17 protein-coding genes are annotated in these 17284 nt (G+C 29.5%); 9 read left to right on the top strand and 8 right to left on the bottom strand.

Features of this window, described 5'->3' with window-relative positions:
• Nucleotides 1–39: 39 nt before the first annotated feature.
• From AWE51_RS16470 to AWE51_RS26585, 5 genes are all read left to right on the top strand, one after another.
• Nucleotides 40–2145, top strand: a complete 2106-nt coding sequence (locus AWE51_RS16470) for a toprim domain-containing protein (RefSeq protein ID WP_066315508.1) — start codon at nucleotides 40–42, stop codon at nucleotides 2143–2145.
• 291 nt (nucleotides 2146–2436) lie between these two features.
• A complete protein-coding gene (locus AWE51_RS16465; protein ID WP_066315506.1) occupies nucleotides 2437–2793 on the top strand; it encodes a hypothetical protein in 357 nt (118 codons plus the stop codon).
• 3 nt (nucleotides 2794–2796) lie between these two features.
• Nucleotides 2797–3027 carry a hypothetical protein gene (locus tag AWE51_RS26895; RefSeq protein WP_198403841.1) on the top strand — a complete coding sequence of 77 codons (231 nt, stop codon included), beginning with the start codon at nucleotides 2797–2799 and terminating at the stop codon, nucleotides 3025–3027.
• Nucleotides 2984–3232, top strand: a complete 249-nt coding sequence (locus tag AWE51_RS16460) for a hypothetical protein (RefSeq protein ID WP_066315505.1) — start codon at nucleotides 2984–2986, stop codon at nucleotides 3230–3232. Before AWE51_RS26895 ends, AWE51_RS16460 begins: the two co-directional genes overlap by 44 nt.
• A 15-nt stretch (nucleotides 3233–3247) precedes the next feature.
• The gene (locus AWE51_RS26585) at nucleotides 3248–3400 is read left to right on the top strand and encodes a hypothetical protein (RefSeq protein ID WP_157766138.1); all 153 of its coding nucleotides are present in this window, start codon (nucleotides 3248–3250) and stop codon (nucleotides 3398–3400) included.
• Here AWE51_RS26585 and AWE51_RS26175 read toward each other — a convergent pair.
• On the bottom strand, nucleotides 3397–3558 hold the full coding sequence (locus tag AWE51_RS26175; protein ID WP_317041839.1) for a JAB domain-containing protein: 162 nt from the start codon (nucleotides 3556–3558) through the stop codon (nucleotides 3397–3399). The genes AWE51_RS26585 and AWE51_RS26175 overlap by 4 nt on opposite strands.
• Nucleotides 3559–3869: 311 nt before the next feature.
• On the opposite strand from AWE51_RS26175, the gene AWE51_RS16455 reads away from it, so the two are divergent.
• Nucleotides 3870–5318 (top strand): oligosaccharide flippase family protein, encoded by a 1449-nt coding sequence (locus AWE51_RS16455; RefSeq protein WP_066315504.1) that lies wholly within the window; start codon nucleotides 3870–3872, stop codon nucleotides 5316–5318.
• Nucleotides 5319–5324: 6 nt separating this feature from the next.
• Here the strand turns inward: AWE51_RS16455 and AWE51_RS16450 are convergent, their stop codons facing one another.
• From AWE51_RS16450 to AWE51_RS16425, 7 genes are all read right to left on the bottom strand, one after another.
• Entirely contained in the window at nucleotides 5325–6611 is a 1287-nt protein-coding gene (locus AWE51_RS16450) for an HlyD family secretion protein (RefSeq protein ID WP_066315503.1), read from the bottom strand.
• A gap of 6 nt (nucleotides 6612–6617) precedes the next feature.
• Nucleotides 6618–8822, bottom strand: a complete 2205-nt coding sequence (locus tag AWE51_RS16445) for a peptidase domain-containing ABC transporter (protein WP_066315502.1) — start codon at nucleotides 8820–8822, stop codon at nucleotides 6618–6620.
• Nucleotides 8822–9673 carry a tetratricopeptide repeat protein gene (locus AWE51_RS16440; RefSeq protein ID WP_066315498.1) on the bottom strand — a complete coding sequence of 284 codons (852 nt, stop codon included), beginning with the start codon at nucleotides 9671–9673 and terminating at the stop codon, nucleotides 8822–8824. The genes AWE51_RS16445 and AWE51_RS16440 overlap by 1 nt, the downstream gene beginning before the upstream one ends.
• Nucleotides 9673–10110, bottom strand: a complete 438-nt coding sequence (locus tag AWE51_RS16435) for a hypothetical protein (RefSeq protein ID WP_066315495.1) — start codon at nucleotides 10108–10110, stop codon at nucleotides 9673–9675. Before AWE51_RS16435 ends, AWE51_RS16440 begins: the two co-directional genes overlap by 1 nt.
• Entirely contained in the window at nucleotides 10094–11305 is a 1212-nt protein-coding gene (locus AWE51_RS16430) for a hypothetical protein (protein ID WP_066315494.1), read from the bottom strand. Before AWE51_RS16430 ends, AWE51_RS16435 begins: the two co-directional genes overlap by 17 nt.
• Before the next feature lie 139 nt (nucleotides 11306–11444).
• Nucleotides 11445–11609, bottom strand: coding sequence for a hypothetical protein (locus AWE51_RS26580; RefSeq protein ID WP_157766137.1), 165 nt, complete (start codon nucleotides 11607–11609; stop codon nucleotides 11445–11447).
• An 817-nt stretch (nucleotides 11610–12426) separates the two neighbouring features.
• Entirely contained in the window at nucleotides 12427–12681 is a 255-nt protein-coding gene (locus AWE51_RS16425; protein WP_082832481.1) for a hypothetical protein, read from the bottom strand.
• 829 nt (nucleotides 12682–13510) lie between these two features.
• Between AWE51_RS16425 and AWE51_RS16420 the strand changes: the two genes are divergently transcribed.
• The 3 genes from AWE51_RS16420 (at nucleotide 13511) to AWE51_RS16415 (ending at nucleotide 17194) form a co-directional block, all read left to right on the top strand.
• Complete coding sequence (locus tag AWE51_RS16420; protein WP_066315484.1) at nucleotides 13511–15235, top strand: AraC family transcriptional regulator; 1725 nt, start codon at nucleotides 13511–13513, stop codon at nucleotides 15233–15235.
• Between the two features lie 143 nt (nucleotides 15236–15378).
• Complete coding sequence (locus AWE51_RS26575; RefSeq protein WP_157766136.1) at nucleotides 15379–15525, top strand: hypothetical protein; 147 nt, start codon at nucleotides 15379–15381, stop codon at nucleotides 15523–15525.
• Between the two features lie 28 nt (nucleotides 15526–15553).
• Complete coding sequence (locus AWE51_RS16415) at nucleotides 15554–17194, top strand: S8 family serine peptidase (protein ID WP_066315483.1); 1641 nt, start codon at nucleotides 15554–15556, stop codon at nucleotides 17192–17194.
• Nucleotides 17195–17284 lie beyond the last annotated feature (90 nt).

The following is a 17284-nucleotide window of genomic DNA, read 5'->3' as shown; positions in this document are numbered from 1 at the left end:
GTCGTAGGGCTCAGCGTGACATCGCAAAAAATAAAAATTATGGAAATCAATAAAATTTTAAATAAAGAAAATATCATCAACCTAACGGACTCACATACCTTGCTAAATTATTACTTACAAGCTTTCCACAATCATGGAATCTTAAAACAAGGCAAACACATTTCGAATCCGTTTCTATCCCAAAAACAAAAGACACCTTCTTTTAATATCTACAAAAGTTCGTCTGGTTTATGGAGGTACAAAGATTTTGCAGATGACAATTGTGATGGAGATGTCTTTGATCTCATCATGAAACTTAAAAGCGTTTCTTTTATGGAAGCCTTACAACACATTAATCTGGATTTCAATCTTGGTCTAGGAGCTTCTGTTCATAAAAAACAACCAGAAATTCAATTTCAATCGGCATGGAATCAAGAAAATGCTTCCTATTGGAAATCGTATGGAATTCTTCCTGACCACTTAGAACATTTTAGGGTATTTCCTATTTTGAAAGTAACTCATTTTAAGGAAAACAAAGATCCTTTCCATATTCATGCTACCTTGCACAATCCTATTTTTGGATATCAGATCACCAAAGATTGTTACAAAGTATACAGACCATTATCTCAGAGATATAAATTCTCATGGATCGGTAGCAAACCCGAACACTATACGTTTGGAATTTCACAATTACCCGAAACTGGTAAACGGCTTTTTATTACTGGAGGAGAAAAAGATGTATTAAGTTTATTTGCTAAAGGATATAATGCCATTTGTTTTAATAGCGAGACATCACTTCCTCACGCAGACTTGATACTAGAACTCAAAGAACGGTTTAACAAGGTGATTGTACTCTATGATATGGATAAAACTGGTAAAGAACAATCTCAGAAATTAGCAGAAAAGTTTCAGTTGTACAGAGCGACCCTACCGCAATTATCCGCTAACGATGGCAAAGATATTTCCGACTTTTTTAAAGGTGGAAATATCCTTTCCAATGAAACGATTCATATTATTCCACCTTCACAAAAGAAGAAAAAAATGGGCAGCAAATATCTTGTGCAGTTGCAAGAAGTACAGGAACTATTAAAGGAAACCATTACCTCAGAAATAAAAGAAATTCCATCATTAATTACCTACAACAAAGAAGGTGTGGTCTTTCTACAAAGTGTTCATGTAATTCAGGGAAAATCAGGAACACATAAAAGCAGGTTAGCGCAAACGTTGTGCAGTGTGTTGCTCAAGAAAGAAGATTGCAATAATGAACTTTTAGGTTTTGAACGGAGCCCAGATATTCCCAGTCATGTATGCTATATTGATACCGAGCGTAACCTTGCTTATCAATTTCCAAAAGCATTACAGGAAATTCAATTAGATGCAGGGTATTCCATTATGGAAAAACCTAATAATTTCTCCTATACCTCTCTCGTAAATATTCCACGTGCAGAACGTTTTATCGCTTTGTGCGAATTTATTGATAATGTACAAACTGAACTGGAGAAAGGTGAACACCTGATCATAGTATTAGATGTAGTATCGGATTGTGTCATGGACTTTAACAGTACTCAAGACAGTTTATTACTGATCGACATGATCAATACGCATATCAATCAAAAGCTAGTTACTTTTATAGCAGTGATTCATGAAAACCCTTCTGTTGCCGAAAGAAAACCTAGAGGGCATTTAGGAACTGAGATTCAGAATAAAGCTACTTTTACTTTTAGAACTGCTTTTGAGAACGAAAAACAACCTGAACCCTCGGATATGATTCTGCTTCATTTCCCTAAAAATAGAAACGGAAAAAGACCCTTGCCTGCTACAATGGAATTTTGTGAAACGACCAAGCGATTAATCCTTGCAGATACTGGTATTTCATTAAAACCTTCGGCAATTCAAAATAAAAAAGGAAACCTTGGAGAAATCATGGAATTTCTATCTTCCTATGTTACTGGAATTGTCTCTGGAAAGCAATTGATTATGGATCTCTGTCAAACATTTTCTTGTGGAGATCGAACCATACGAGAACGACTTAAAGAATTATCTGGGAGCTACTTTGAAATTCTAGATGCAAATGAGGTTCCATGTCAATTGATCAAAACCCAAAACGGAAGGGAAGTTTTTTATCGCTTACAGCCGATTGAAAACCCAATTTCAAAACTGAAATAATCATTGAAAATTTTTAGTTTCGGGCATACTACTCTCCACCCTGGTAAAGTAATATATATTACTTTACCAGGGTGGAGATTTGGAAAATGCTAAAAAACCCCATCGCAATACAAATTAATTTGGATTATGGTGCTTTGCGGCTGGTAAAAGTTACATTTCAGATCCTTAAAAATAGAGCAATCTATACTGCGATATGTTAACTTACGTTATATTCGGTTATGTTACGTTCACTTCTCTGTATCTGCAATTTTTACTGCATCTTTTCGGATATCTTAGCCTAAAATTAAACGTATGGAAGACAATGCAATTGACCCATGGACAAACATAGAGTTTAGCAAAAATCGAAGCAATCAAAAATTTGAATGTAAAGAAAATCAGATTCGGTACAATAATGAAAAAGCCAAACAAAAAAGGAATGCCATGGCTACTATTAACAAAACGCTAAACAATAACCGAAACGTATTACAATCTATTCTTGGTGATCGGCAAAGTGTACAACGCAGCCGAGATTTTCTGTTAGGTGCTGGATATCATTTTGGAATCTCTACTCATAGCTTGAAAATAAAAGGGATATTATGGAACTGTGTCTATGAATATGGTATCACAAAAATAGCAGATCAACAGTTCAAAATTAGTAAAACAGCATAAGCCATGAACCTACACCCTAACATACTAGATTGTTCTGAACTTCAAATTGCCAGAGATATCCCTGAGGAACTTTCTTTTTATCAAGAACAATACAATGAACTAACACATCAAAATCGTATATACAAAAAGGCTTTGGTACTAACTGCCTATGGCATTTGTCTATTCATCATGTATAAAACCATACACCATTATGCAAACAAGAAAAAGAATACGGAAAGCGCCTGTTCGCAATAGAACCGAGCAGAATATCCATACCATTAGAAAGATTACAAAACAAAGTGAGCCTTTTTTTAAAAGACCTATTGCAAGAACAATGACCAAAACTATTATGATATCGGGGGCACTTTTTGGAGTACTCTATATCTCTAAATATTTTTTTAGTACTACTGCAAAAATGATTACATCATTTAAGGAAGTTCGAAATGCATGTAGAGAATAAACACCCAAAATACAAATGAATAAATTAGTAAACAGTTCTCAAAAAACTGATGTTATTACAACTACTGTAAAAATTATTTTTGGCACACTTCTTTTAGTGCGTATAATCAAAACTAGCACAGAACTGTATTTTACAATTGAAGATCGAAAGAGAAAACACGTATCTTAGAAACAATAATGTAATCTTAAAATGTCAGAGGGATAATTATGTACTATTATAATCCCAATTGCACAAGTTTTTAGAGCGATTGCAAATAATAACTTTACATCTATATAAGTTCCCGTAGTGCCACCTTTTGACAACTTTTGTACTCCTAGTACTATAATTCTACCTGAAAACAGGGCAATAATTTAAATTTACTGTATTATGCTACCAAGAAAATTTATTGCCAAATTCAAGAGTAAAATTGTTTTGGAAGCTCTAAAAAAGCAGAAAACAAGAGTAAATTTTCCCTACGTTATGATGTTGCTCCGAAACAGATAATTAATTTAAAAAATGAATTTGTTTTGTGAAATTGGGGATAGCAAAAAGATAAAGAACCTATTTTTGTCAACTTATAAAATACTTATTATTAAATTAGCAAACTATCACCCGAAATAATATCAATGTTTCCAATCAGTAAAATTAGACTATAATTTTGAGTGTATTAAAAGGATTTTTGAAAGATACAGTTATTTATGGTTTTGCCACTGTTTTTCCTAGAATCATAAACTTTTTGTTGGTTAAAGTACATACCGACACATTAGAAAGAAATGAATACGCTACAAATACTGATTTTTATATCTGGGCTTCTCTTTTTGCTGTTTTACTAACCTTTGGAATGGAGACAACTTTTTTTCGATTTTATAATAAAGAAATAAATAAAAATAAGTTAATATCCACTGGGTTTCTAAGTACACTTTTCATCACAATTATCTTTGCCTTAACACTATTTACTTTCTTTGATTTTTTTCTTAAAATATTTAACTTTAAAGATAATCCTTTAAGATTAAAACTATTTATAGGTATTTTGGTTTTTGATACATTAGCAATGATACCTTTTGCATATTTGCGAGCAATCAATAAGCCTTTTAAATATACAATTATCAAAATAATTAATGTTTTGACCATTGTTAGTATAAACTTAGTATTTTTAAAATATATTCCAGATTATATAGAACAGGGAAAAATATTACCTCCAATCGTTCAAATTACCTTTGATGATGAAAATTTAGTAAACTATATTTTCATAGCTAATATCATTGGAAGTATTATTTCTTTTCTCTTATTAATACCATACTTGTCTAATTTTAAACTTGAGTTTGATTTTAAACTCTTAAGAAAAATGCTTTTATATAGTTGGCCAATAGTAATTGCAGGAATTGCCTATATAATAAACGAAAACTTAGATAAATTTTTAATAAAGCGCTTGATAGGAGATGAAGAAATGGGTATTTATAGTGCTTGTTATAAGTTATCCATTTTTATGAATTTATACATAATGGCGTTTCGATTAGGAGCCGAACCTTTTTTCTTTAATCAAGCTAAGAAAAAAAATGCTAAAGAAGTATATTCAAAAGTAATGACTTATTTTGTAATAATTGGAGCAGTAATGTTTTTGGGAATAGTTGTTTATATTGATTTTTTTAAACTTTTTATTAATTCTGATTATTGGGAGGCATTAGCCATAGTTCCAATTGTTTTGTTAGCAAACTTGTTTTTAGGTATTTACCATAATATATCAATATGGTATAAGCTAACAGACAGGACATATTTTGGGATGTATTTTTCAATATTTGGAGCATTTCTTACAATTGTTTTAAATTTAGTTTTAATACCTAAAATTGGATTTATGGCTTGTGCTTGGATAACACTTTTCACTTATGTTGCAATGACTCTTATTTCATATTTCTATGGGAGAAAATATTTCAAGATTCCATATAATCTTTTTAAGATAGGGATGTATTTAACTACTTCAATATTATTCTCTTTAGTATCTTTTATCTATTTTAAAGAGAACTATTGGGTTTCTTCAATTATACTATTATTATTTATTGGATTTATTATTCTCAATGAAAAGAAAGAATTAAACAATCTTCTAAGGTAATAGAGCTTATCTTTCAAATATTAATTTAAATTGATAAAAGAAACGTTCTATCAAACGTAAATCTTCTGTAATGATTTCAGCCATACCACTCATTTCTTGTTTAAAATTTATTTCCTCTCCATAGGATGTAATCAATTTTTGAGGTAATTCAACATTTATAATATAGAATCCATCTCCATCAGGAATTTGAGATATATTTTTAAGAATTCCTTTAAGAATTCCAAATTGAGCATATGGATAATTGCTGAGTTTAATATTTACGTGCTGCCCAATTTTAATTTTTCCAGAATTCTCAATAGGTGTTTTTAGTTTTGCTATTAGAGGTGAATCTTTGGTTGGTATAATAGTAAACACCAAATCTCCTTGGTTAATATTTTGATTTGCATTCCAATAATTTAAGAAAGATACTTCCCCGTCTAGGTTGGATTTTAAAACATGCCGATATTCCCAGTCTTTAATACTTTTTTTGAGTTTATTAAAAGATTGAATAACATTTTTTAATAATATCATTTCTTCTTTTTTTCGATTTATCTCCGTTCCTTTGGATATTTTATTAGCATCACTAATTGATTCTCTAATTTGCGAAACCGATGATTCAAAGTTTTTAAAGCTTCGTTTTGCTTGGGCTAGCTCTAACAGTTTATTTTCATATTCTTGTGAAGAGATAACTCCTTTTTCAAATAAATTTTTGTGTCGTTTTAATTCCTTTTTTTTGAAGTCAAGTTCAGTCTTACTTAATGCTTTTTGCGATTGTAAATTTCTTAACCTTCTACTTAATTCAGACAATGAATAAGTATTGGCAATTGCTTCATTAGAAAATGGTTTTAGTTCCTTGTTAAGACTATATTGGATATAACTATTTTCAAATAATGAATATTGTGACTCGATATCTCCCAAAAATAAAATAGGAAGACTATCTATAGGAAAACTAAAAAATTTATTACTAATTGTTGTAGTGTCAATTACAGATTTAAGTTTAAATACGTCCTTGTAATTTGCAGAATTTTCAATAATTGCTAAAGGTTGATTATTACTTACAAACTGATTATCTTCAACTAAAAGAGCCTCTAATTTTCCAGTAGTCTTAGCATATTCTCTTTGAGGAGGTATTTCGGTTGTTATAATAGCCTGTGATTGGATGATATCAGGATATTGAATCATCCAGGTAGTAATAAACATAATACATATAATAAGAAAAATAATTGTAATTCCCCATTTGAGAATATTAGCAGGTGGTTTTGCCAAAATTTCTCTAATCCGTTCACTATTATGTTCAATTTCATCAATTTTCATAGCTAACTAACCTCCAAGTTCTAATTGATTTTTAACTAATTTAAAATAAGCTCCTTTTTTGATAACTAATTTTTCATGGCTCCCTTGCTCGATTATCTCTCCGTTTTCTAAAACAATAATATTGTCTGCGTTTTTAACAGTACTTAAACGGTGGGCAACGACAACGACAGTTCTAGAGTTGAAAAAAGCATTTAACTTTTTCATGATTTCACTTTCGTTAGTGGCATCTAAGGCACTAGTTGCCTCATCAAAAAATAAATAATCCGGGTTTTTGTATATAGCTCTAGCTATCAAGATTCGTTGTTTTTGCCCTCCACTTATACCCATGCCGCTTGCACCAATTCTGGTATTATATCCCATTGGTAGTGATTCGATAAATTGCTCAATATTTGCAATTCTAACAGCTTGGAGTAGCCTTTTTTTATCTATTAGACCCTCGGAGTCTGATTCAGTAATATTTCTAGCGATAGTATCAGAAAAAATATAACCTTCCTGCATTACCGATCCACATTTGGTTCTCCAGAAAGATACACTTAAGTTATTAAGGGCTGTATTTCCTATTTTAATGTTTCCCATTGCTGGGTCAACTATTCTTAATAGATGCTTTAGAAGAGTTGTTTTACCACTTCCGCTAGCTCCAACTACTGCAGTAATCTTACCTTCAGGAATAATTAAATTCAAGTTTTTCAGAACTAAAGGCGAATGTTTACTCCCATATCTAAAACTTAAATCATTTATTAAAATTGATTTGTCGTTAGGTAATTGTTTAACAGTATCTTCTTTTTTATTCTCTTCATCTTCTTTTAAGTGAACATCAGATATTCTTGCTAAACTAATTTTAGTGTCTTGAGCAGATTGAATAAAAGTGATTAAACTATTAACAGGAATATTAAGCTGACCAAGTATATACTGTACAGACAACATTGCCCCCAAAGTTAATTCACCATTAATAACTGCTTTTGCAGCTAAAAAGGTTATTATTATATTTTTAAGCTGATTTATGAAGGTACCTCCAATATTTTGAGTTTGTTGAAGTGCTAAGCTTTTAATAGAAACTTTATATAACCGAGCCTGTATAGTCTCCCATTCCCATCTTCTCCTTCTTTCAGAACCGTTTAGCTTTATTTCCTGCATACCGTTAAGTAACTGAACAACACTACTTTGATTTCCAGACGCTAAATCAAAACGCTTATAATCTAACTCTTTTCTTTTCTTTAAGAATAGTATTGTCCAACCTAAATACATTAGAGTGCCCAAAAAGAAAACATTAAATATGAATGAATTGTAATATGCCAATACTAGGCTAAACACAAAGATATTTACAAATGAAAACAAAGCACCTAATGTCGATGATGATAAAAAATTTTGAATTCTAGTATGATCTTGTATTCGCTGTAATAAATCTCCTATATTTTTTCTGTCAAAAAACAAGATGGGCAGCTTCATTAATTTCATCAAAAAATCAGATAATAGACGTATGTTAATTCTACTAGTCATATGTAGCATTAGCCAATCTCTTATTATTTCTACAGATGTAGTACTCAAGAAGAAAACTAACTGAGCTACAAGAATTAAATAAATAAAGTTTAAATTTTGGTAGTTAATACCATAATCAACAACAGCTTGTGTTAAAAATGGCATCGCCAATTGTAATAATGTAACAATAAAAAGACCAAGAAAAACTTGGAATAGAATTTTCCGGTATTTCTTAAAATAAGGCAACAAGAATTTAAAACCTACACTTTTCTCTTTATCATCATAGCTGTTATTATAAAATTCTGGTGTTGGTTCTAATAAAAGTACCGAGCCTTCAGAATCTGAAGATTTATCTTTTTTAGGAATCCAACCGTCTAAAAACTCTTCTTTGGTATATTTTATTAGTCCATGAGCGGGATCAGAAACATAAACTTCATAATTTTCAACTTTGTATACTACAATAAAATGTCGTTGTCTCCAATGTACAATACAAGGAAAAGGTGCTTCGCTAGCCAAACTTTCAAACGTTAACTGAGCACCTAAAGAATGCATCCCGATTATTTCAGCTGCTTCTGCTATTCCTCCATAAGTAGAACCTTGTTGCGTAATATGAGCTTTTTCTCTTAAATAATCAATACTGTATATTTTTCCATAAAATCTAGCTATAATTCTTAAACATGTTGGACCGCAATCCTTCATATCTAATTGCTTGTAAAAAGGAAATCTCTTCTTCATTAATTTGCACAATTATTTAAAATACTTTTTGCCACTTGTTGCTCATAGATTTCATGGAACAATTCCACATAAAGATCTGATGATTTATAGCCTTTTTTAATCAATTCAAGTGCTATATTAAAATTTTCACAGGCTTTTTGACTTTCTTGCAGTCCTAATTCGGAAATTCCTATAAAATAGTATGCTTCTGCACATTTATCATAATTACTGAGAGATTTCTTAAAATATAAAATAGCTTCATTATATTTTTTCAGCTTTAATAAACATCTTCCTTTATTCAAAAAAACTAAATAACTAACCCAATCTTCCCCATTTTGCCGAGAAGTATTTTTAATTGAAATATTAAACTCATTGATAGCTAATTCATAATTTTCAAGTTGCATATATGCAAGCCCTTTTAAATAATGAACGCATTCTCCCATTGGAGCATCAGAAAAATTTGGAGTAGAATCATCATACTCATTTAGTATACTTAATGCTTTTTCATAATCACGGTAATAGTACAATGAAACCCATCCGTAATAAGCTCCTGCTTCCTTTGGTTTTATTTTGTAAGCTTTTTCTAGTGCTTCAATTGCAACATTATAGTTGCCATTTTTTGTATTTTGAACAGATAGCGCATGATAAATTTGTCCATCAGGATTTTTCTTTTTCGAAATGGCATAGTTCATTATCCAATTTCCTCTATCATTGTTTCCATAATATACATTTGAATAGCCAACATGAAATATCACCCCATAAACCAATTGATTAAAAATAATTCCTAGAATAAGAATAATCCATACCAAAGACACTATTACATACACAAGTCTTTTCTTCCATTCCCATTTCCTAACCTTAATTTCTTTCATTATTTGGGTAAAATGTCTTTTAATTGACCGTCAATAATTTTGAATGCAAAAAACTTATGACTATTTACAGCATTTCCTTCTTCATTATTTGCCGGAATCCACCCCGTTAATTCTTTAGTTAGATCTACGAGTTGCTTCATTATTTTCCTATCAATAACACTATCATCATATTCGAGATTATATGTTTCAATATCATAATTTCCAGATTCTCCGAGACAATTCACCTGAAATTGTATTCTAATGATTCCTGAATTATTGGCTCCATGACTTGTTCTATAGTTTTTATAAAAATATTTTTTTATTTCATAGAACCCCCCTTTATATTTCAAAATTGGATGATAGTAGGGGTGCGTGTTTCCTGCACATAATTCAAAACTATTATTAGAATTGCAACTAGCAAAGCTTATTAAAATGAATAGTTTAATAAATATTTTCATTTAACGGGTTTAGTTTAATAAATCTTGAATAAGAAAAGTTGTAAAGTTGATTTTTCAGATTAAAATGTTCAATTACATCAAACCACTTTTCATACATTTCTATCCATTTATTTTTAACCATTTTATATATTAATAATCCTTTTTCTGTGAAGATTCTTTTTGATTCTTCACTTGAAGATATAGGATTATCAATTAATAATAAATCTTTATGACATTTAGTTAAATAAAAACAGATTCTCCCTAAAGTTTCATGTTTTTGCCTTCCCTTAAAAACATTGTTACTCATACAAGCATCCAAGCAAATAAAAGTAGTGTAATATGTGTAGAGAGCATGAAAAACGATATGTAAATTTCTGTTTTCTATTACTGAACCATCTGGCTGTTTAATTTCTTCGAGTATCGTTTCTTTTTCTATTTTCAAAAAATCTTCGATTTCGAAAATCATATTAGAAAAGATAACATGACCTGTTTGATGTGCTATATCATCAATAAAAAAAACCTCATCATACTCCTTTTGATAAGCATTATAAAATCCGACACCATGTGCAGCAACATCTGCAAAAGAATTTCTTTGATAAGTGTCGACGTTAAAAATGACAGATTTGGAATTACACATTTCTATTAATTCAAAATGCTCTGGGGCATTATTTTTAATAATATTATAAGCTCTAGTAATATTGTTTAATTGTATTCTTGTAATCTTTTCAATTTCAACCTCAATAATTTCATTATCTACATTGTAGTAACTTTTCTTCAGTAATGATATAGGATATTTTAATATTTCTACTGTTGTACCATCAATCATTTCAATATTTTCAAAATTATAATTAATGATCGAATCATTTTTTTTTAGCACTAAATTTTCTTTTTCAAAATTTAAAGTTTCATTTGCTAATTTAGTTTGAAACCAACCTATAGTTGGTAGATATATTCTTCCAAACTCATCTGTAGTTAATTCAATTGATTTTATTGAGATATTTTCCTTTTGGTAGCTAAAGATTATACTTTGAAGATCTTGTTTGTTTTTTTCTCCATTGAAGTAAGAGAAAAAAAGAGGGTTCAAATAGATACTATCATCATTAAAATCTAGTATATCAAAAATATTCTCATTTTCCTTATAAAGAAGTAGTTTTATATATTCTGAAAATTTTGCAAGTCCTTGCTTACATAATTGTTTCTGAAAATCTATATTCATTATATTTTTTGATTTTTAAAAGTTATAATTTTGAGAGAGCATATTTGTTAAAACACCAAAGTATACTATATTTCATCCTGTTGATTAAATATAATCACGGGTAGTGTTAAAGTCCACTACCCGTAAAAAGATTTATAATTTATGGCAAACAACAATAGTCGCTAGAAATAAATTTACTGACCGCACCTAAGTAACCATGACAATCACCCCATTCACCACCTTGCACTTTTTCAAGGATTTCATTTGTTTCAATTTTGTCAGCTTTAGCTTTAAAAGCATCAAGACTTAATCTTCCGTTTTTCATTTATTTAAATTTAAAATATCACTTACTCTATTAAAGGTTTTTCAGTTTCGACCTATTTGTTGCGCAACAAATACTATTACTAGCAAAACTTAATTATAAGTGTTTGCAGTTATTTATGTTAAGATTCTTTCTAACTTAATATGAACTAAGTTGAACAAACATAAAAAGCATCAGTTTCATTTTTCGGAATTGAGTTTTTTTATTTGTTACTCTTTTTTATTAAAAAATCGTGTCTCCAAGTTTCCAATTATAAGCTTAGATGAATTCATGGATGATTTCTTTTAATTCGTGTTTATTTCTAACATTATCTAAGTAGTCCTTAATTTTTGTTATGCTCAATTCCTTGATGTTGATTTTTATGTTTTGATTTGTAATTATTCTTCACTCCTTTTTACGGATAAATCTTTCAAAAAAATTACGAGTTTTTTATTACCTACTATTTTTGAAGTCTTCAAACTTACTAACTCGCCAAGTTGTCTTTCGATGGTTTTTTTTCTTTTTGCTCATCTTTTGATATCGAGAATTTTTGATTTAGTAACACGATAGATCATAGGATCTACTCATAATTTTTGTTCATTTGAGCTATGTTACTCGTTTTCATTTTACAGAACATCCTGCATAGTATATGCCGGAATCTCAAATGCTCCTTTAATCAATAAACGATACCTGAATTCATCATCGTCAATATCTGGCTTTCTAAAAAAACCATATACTCATCCATAATCTTACTTTATCTTTAGATTATGCATTTTGACTTTTCTATTTCGGATTTCGAAAACCTCAATCCTTGTTATCGAACACTGAGGTTCTCGAAGGATTAAGCATACTCTCTAACGTGCGAGCTATAAAACCCAAACTGAAACCCTACTGCTTCTTCATATACAAAACTTTGTACAGCTACATCATAAAGAATAGGTGCATTTAAATCTTTCATGATATTAAGTATTCTATAGAGTTTGGTCTTTGAGATCGATAACCTATAAGCTAATGCTTCTGGAGTACCCGTAGCTTGCAATCGGATTAATTGATCTATTCTTTCTATCACTTCGATTTGTTTGATTAAAATATTCATTGTAATTCCCTTTTTTGATTTTTTATTATTTGTTTTCCTTGATAAAGTCTTAATCTTGGGGTAATAATATATAATTGTGAAAATTAGGCTCCGTTCCTCTAATTTTAGAGCCCCAGCTTAAGAGTTGTACCTCATAAGGCCAACTGAGGGCTGTTTTAGCCCATCAGAAGGTCTTTTGCACTCACTCAACTATAGTTTTCTGTTTTTGAGGTAATTCGCATACGGTTAAAAATTAGTTTCTAATTGGATGATCATATAGCTAGCTTTATATTTTCTTCCTGGTTTAATTGATCTTCGATACTATTTCTCATTATGTTATAATTTTAAATGTATACTTGTGTTATGATTTCTTTTGGTCGCAATTGGGTAACAAAAACATGTTTCTGGCTTTATATAGGATTTGTATGGCATGGTCTATAGATTTGTCTTGAGCATATAGTTTTGTGATCCACAAATACATGATAATCTCATAGCGGTGATGATGTACCAGGTTATAGAAAAATACATCCATCTTTAAGTGAAATGTTTTTAAAATAACATGGATAAATTGATGTTTCTTGTGGTGTGTTGGTCCTCCCATCTTATGCGTTTTGATGAGTCAAATGTATGGGTGGGAATAGGGTTAATGCAAGGGAAGTATGTAAGGATTCGTGAAATTGAAGTATAAATTCATGAAATTGAAGTACAATTTAGTAGGAGACTATTGATATTGTATTTTGACTAAGAGTTAGCGTTTATTGGTCTTAATTAATTCTTTACCAGTTATTATTTGTTAATTTTGATTAGTTTTAACTCCTACTAATAGAATATAAATATTATCTAACCTTTTATGATCAGGCTTTTACAACTGGGGTTCTTTGTTATATTTATTTCTTCTTTTTCACAGATACAAAAAGAAGATTTTTCAAATATTGAAGAAGTAAATAAATTTAAGATACCAGATTCTTTAAAAGAAATATCATTTGAAGATTTGGAAAACAGATTCTATCAAGACTCTTTAGGTATCCATGAAGTACTATACTCAAAGACCTATATAAAAAAGGGATTTGATAGAAAAGATAGTTTAGAGATGGCTAAAGGGTATTATCTTCTTAGTATAATTTCAAAAGATTCATTGTTATTATCCTTTTTGAATAAAGGCATTGAGCTTTCAAAAAAAAATCCTACCAAAGACAAAGAATATCCAGCCATATTATATTATAATAAAGGAGATTTTTATTTTGATAATGCGAATTATAAAGAAGCTCTAAATAATTATTTTATCTCATTTAATCTTACTAAAGATAATAATCCTTTATTGGCCTATAATTCTAAGTTTAATATAGGCTTATTAAAAAGTAGAATCGGGAAGCACAAAGAAGCCCTTGATATTTTTAAAGAATTTTATGATTATGTCTTATCTGAGAGATCAGAATATCCTAAAGAATATTTTCATAAATTAATTCCTTTACTTTCACTTTCTGACACCTATACTAAATTATCTAAGCTTGATACAGCAACAACTATTAATAAAGAGGGAATTAAAATTTCTCTACTAAATAATGATAATGATATGTATTATTATTTTGTTATGAATGAAGGTGTAAATTTATTTTTCAAGAAACAATACAACAAATCCAGAGATAGTTTAAAAAAAGCATTACCTAATTTAATTAAGCTTGAGGATCAATCGAATATATTATTTTGTAGACTTTATTTAGGAAAATCTTATTTTGAGCTGGGGAAAAAAGAAAAAGCCATTCTTCAGTTTAAAGAGATAGATAGTTTATTTAGAGATTTTAAGGATGTATTTCCTGAAATACGTCTGGGATACAAAACTTTGATTAATTATTACAAAGAAAAAAATGACAAAGAAAATCAGTTATTATATCTTGATAAACTTATTATAGTAGATAGCATACTAAGTTCTAACTATAAATATATAAATGATAGAATAATTAAGGATTTTGAGACCAAAAATTTAGTTATAGAAAAAGAAAAAATAATATCCAACCTTAATCAATCCAACTCTTTAAAATCAACAAGTATAATTTCTTTGGTCGCCATATTGATCATTCTATCATTAGTCTTAATTTTTAATTATCGTAAACGAAAGAACTATAAAAGAAAATTCGAACAATTAATTAATCCAAAAGGTACCAACGAAAAAGATCCAAAACTAGAAAATGAAAAACCGTCTTTAACTTATTTGTCTGAAGACATTCTGAATACTATAAAAAAAGGTTTACAACAATTCAAATACAATAAAGAATATCTCAATAAGAACACCTCTATCTCAAATTTAGCAAAAAGTATAGATACAAATTCTAAATATTTATCAGTTTTTATAAACCAGTATGAGCAAAAAAAGTTTACCGATTATATTAACGACCTAAGAATTGAGTATACTATTGAAAAACTAAAATCCGATAAAATGTTTAGAAAATATACCATTAAGGCTATCGCTGAAACTGTCGGTTTTAGTAATCCCGTTTCATTTTCTCAAGCTTTTTATAAGAAAACCAGTATTAAACCATCCTATTTTATTAAAAAATTAGAGAGTAGTGTCAAATAAAGCATTCCTAACTAATGTATTGAAAATCATTTTTTTAACAAAATTAATTACTATAAATTCATGAATTTATAGTAACATGTTACATTTATATAATGGTCAGATAGTAAAAAATAGTAATTTTGATAACTATAAAAAAATGAAAAATGAAAACAAAAAAAACTATTCCATTTGTTAAGTTAAAAATTTCAACACTCAATTCTGATCAATTAAATATCGTTCGTGGTGGTGATGATAATGGTTTAAAACCTCAATCGAGAGGAGGTCGTATATGTAAAACACGCAGATGTTAAATCATTAACAAACTTAATTCTATCTGAGATGAAAAAAATATTCTTTATGCTTGCTTCATTTTATTTTTCTGGTTTTACGCAGGAAATAAATAATTTTTCAAAAGACATAGTTTTTATGAATAGTCGAGAAACACAGCTAAATAATAAATTATGGAAATCATGGCAGCATAAAGATATTTTTTTAGATACTATTCAAGGAATAAGTTCTGAAAAAGCATACAAAGAAATTCTATCAAAAAAAACAGGAGATACTGTCGTTGTCGCAGTAATCGATGGGGGTACTGATATTTATCATGAAGACTTAAAAGATCAAATATGGATTAATAAAAAAGAGATACCTAGTAACAATATTGATGATGACAATAATGGTTACATCGACGATATTCATGGCTGGAACTTTCTAGGTAATCATAAGGGAGAAAATACTTATTATGCTCGATGGGAATATGTAAGGATATTAAAAAATAAAGGATATCTAACTAAAAGAGGGCTTGTTATACCAAAAGAAGAGAAAGATTCATTAATTCTACAGGCAATAAAATTTTATCAAAAAGAGAAAAGTGCTTTGGATGAGGAGATACGATATATTACAAATCAAAATATTGCACTAAAAAATATTCGCCAAAAGTTGAATAAATATTTTCCTAATCAAGAATATAATTTTGAAGTTCTAAAAACAATAGATACCATTAAAAACTCTGACCTAAGAGAGCCTGTAAAAAAACTTCACGAATTTTTGACATATGATTTAACCCAAGAATCGCTAGATGAATATGCAAAATATGTGAATGATATTAAGAATTATAAATTAAATTATGCTTATGATGATAGAAAGGTTTCGAAGGATGATTTTAATAATCTTAGTGATACAAATTATGGAAATAACATTGTTATTGAGGATAAATCTATAGATACTCACGGAACTGCAGTTGCGGGTATGATAGGTGCTACAAGAAATAATGATATTGGTATCAATGGTATTGCAGATAAAGTAAAATTAATGATTTTAAGAGCTGTACCACAAGGTGATGAATATGACAAAGATGTTGCTCGGGCAATTCGGTATGCCGTGGATAATGGTGCTAAAGTGATCAATATGAGCTTCGGTAAATTCTTCTCTTTACATCCAGAAATGGTTATTGATGCTATAAAATATGCCAACAACAAAGATGTACTACTTGTACATGCCGCTGGTAATGATAGTAAAAATATTGATATTTACAATTTTTACCCCTTAGATTATATTAATAATGAAGAGGTTTCTCAGAATTTTATAAATGTTGGTGCATCAAATACTTTTTTAGATTATAGACTATCAGCTTATTTTTCTAATCACGGTAAAAAGAATGTAGATGTTTTTGCTCCAGGTCAAGATTTGTATACTACTACTGTAAATAACACCTATGCTAGTGAAGATGGTACATCATTTGCTGCCCCTATTGTCTCGGGTATTGCTGCTTTGATAAGATCAAGATACCCTAAGCTTACGGCTGCTCAAGTAAAAGATATTATTCTGGAATCTGGAAACGTATATCATATAAATGTGCGACCTCCTGGTAATGTTGAAGGACCTAGAGTTCCATTTTCTCAACTCTCAAAATCTGGTAAAATCGTAAATCTTTATAATGCTTTGTTAATGGCAGAGCAGATTTCAAAAAATAAGAATTAATCAAAATCCATCAAGTTCTTAGCAAACTCCTTTTCGTTTCACTTATAAAATAAACTCTCTTGCATAAAAGATAAGATTGCAAAATTATGT

This window comes from Aquimarina aggregata, assembly GCF_001632745.1.
GTDB classification, from domain to species: Bacteria; Bacteroidota; Bacteroidia; order Flavobacteriales; family Flavobacteriaceae; genus Aquimarina; species Aquimarina aggregata.
The sequence above is the reverse complement of the archived record's forward strand: the minus strand, read 5'-3'. Positions and strand labels throughout refer to the sequence as shown.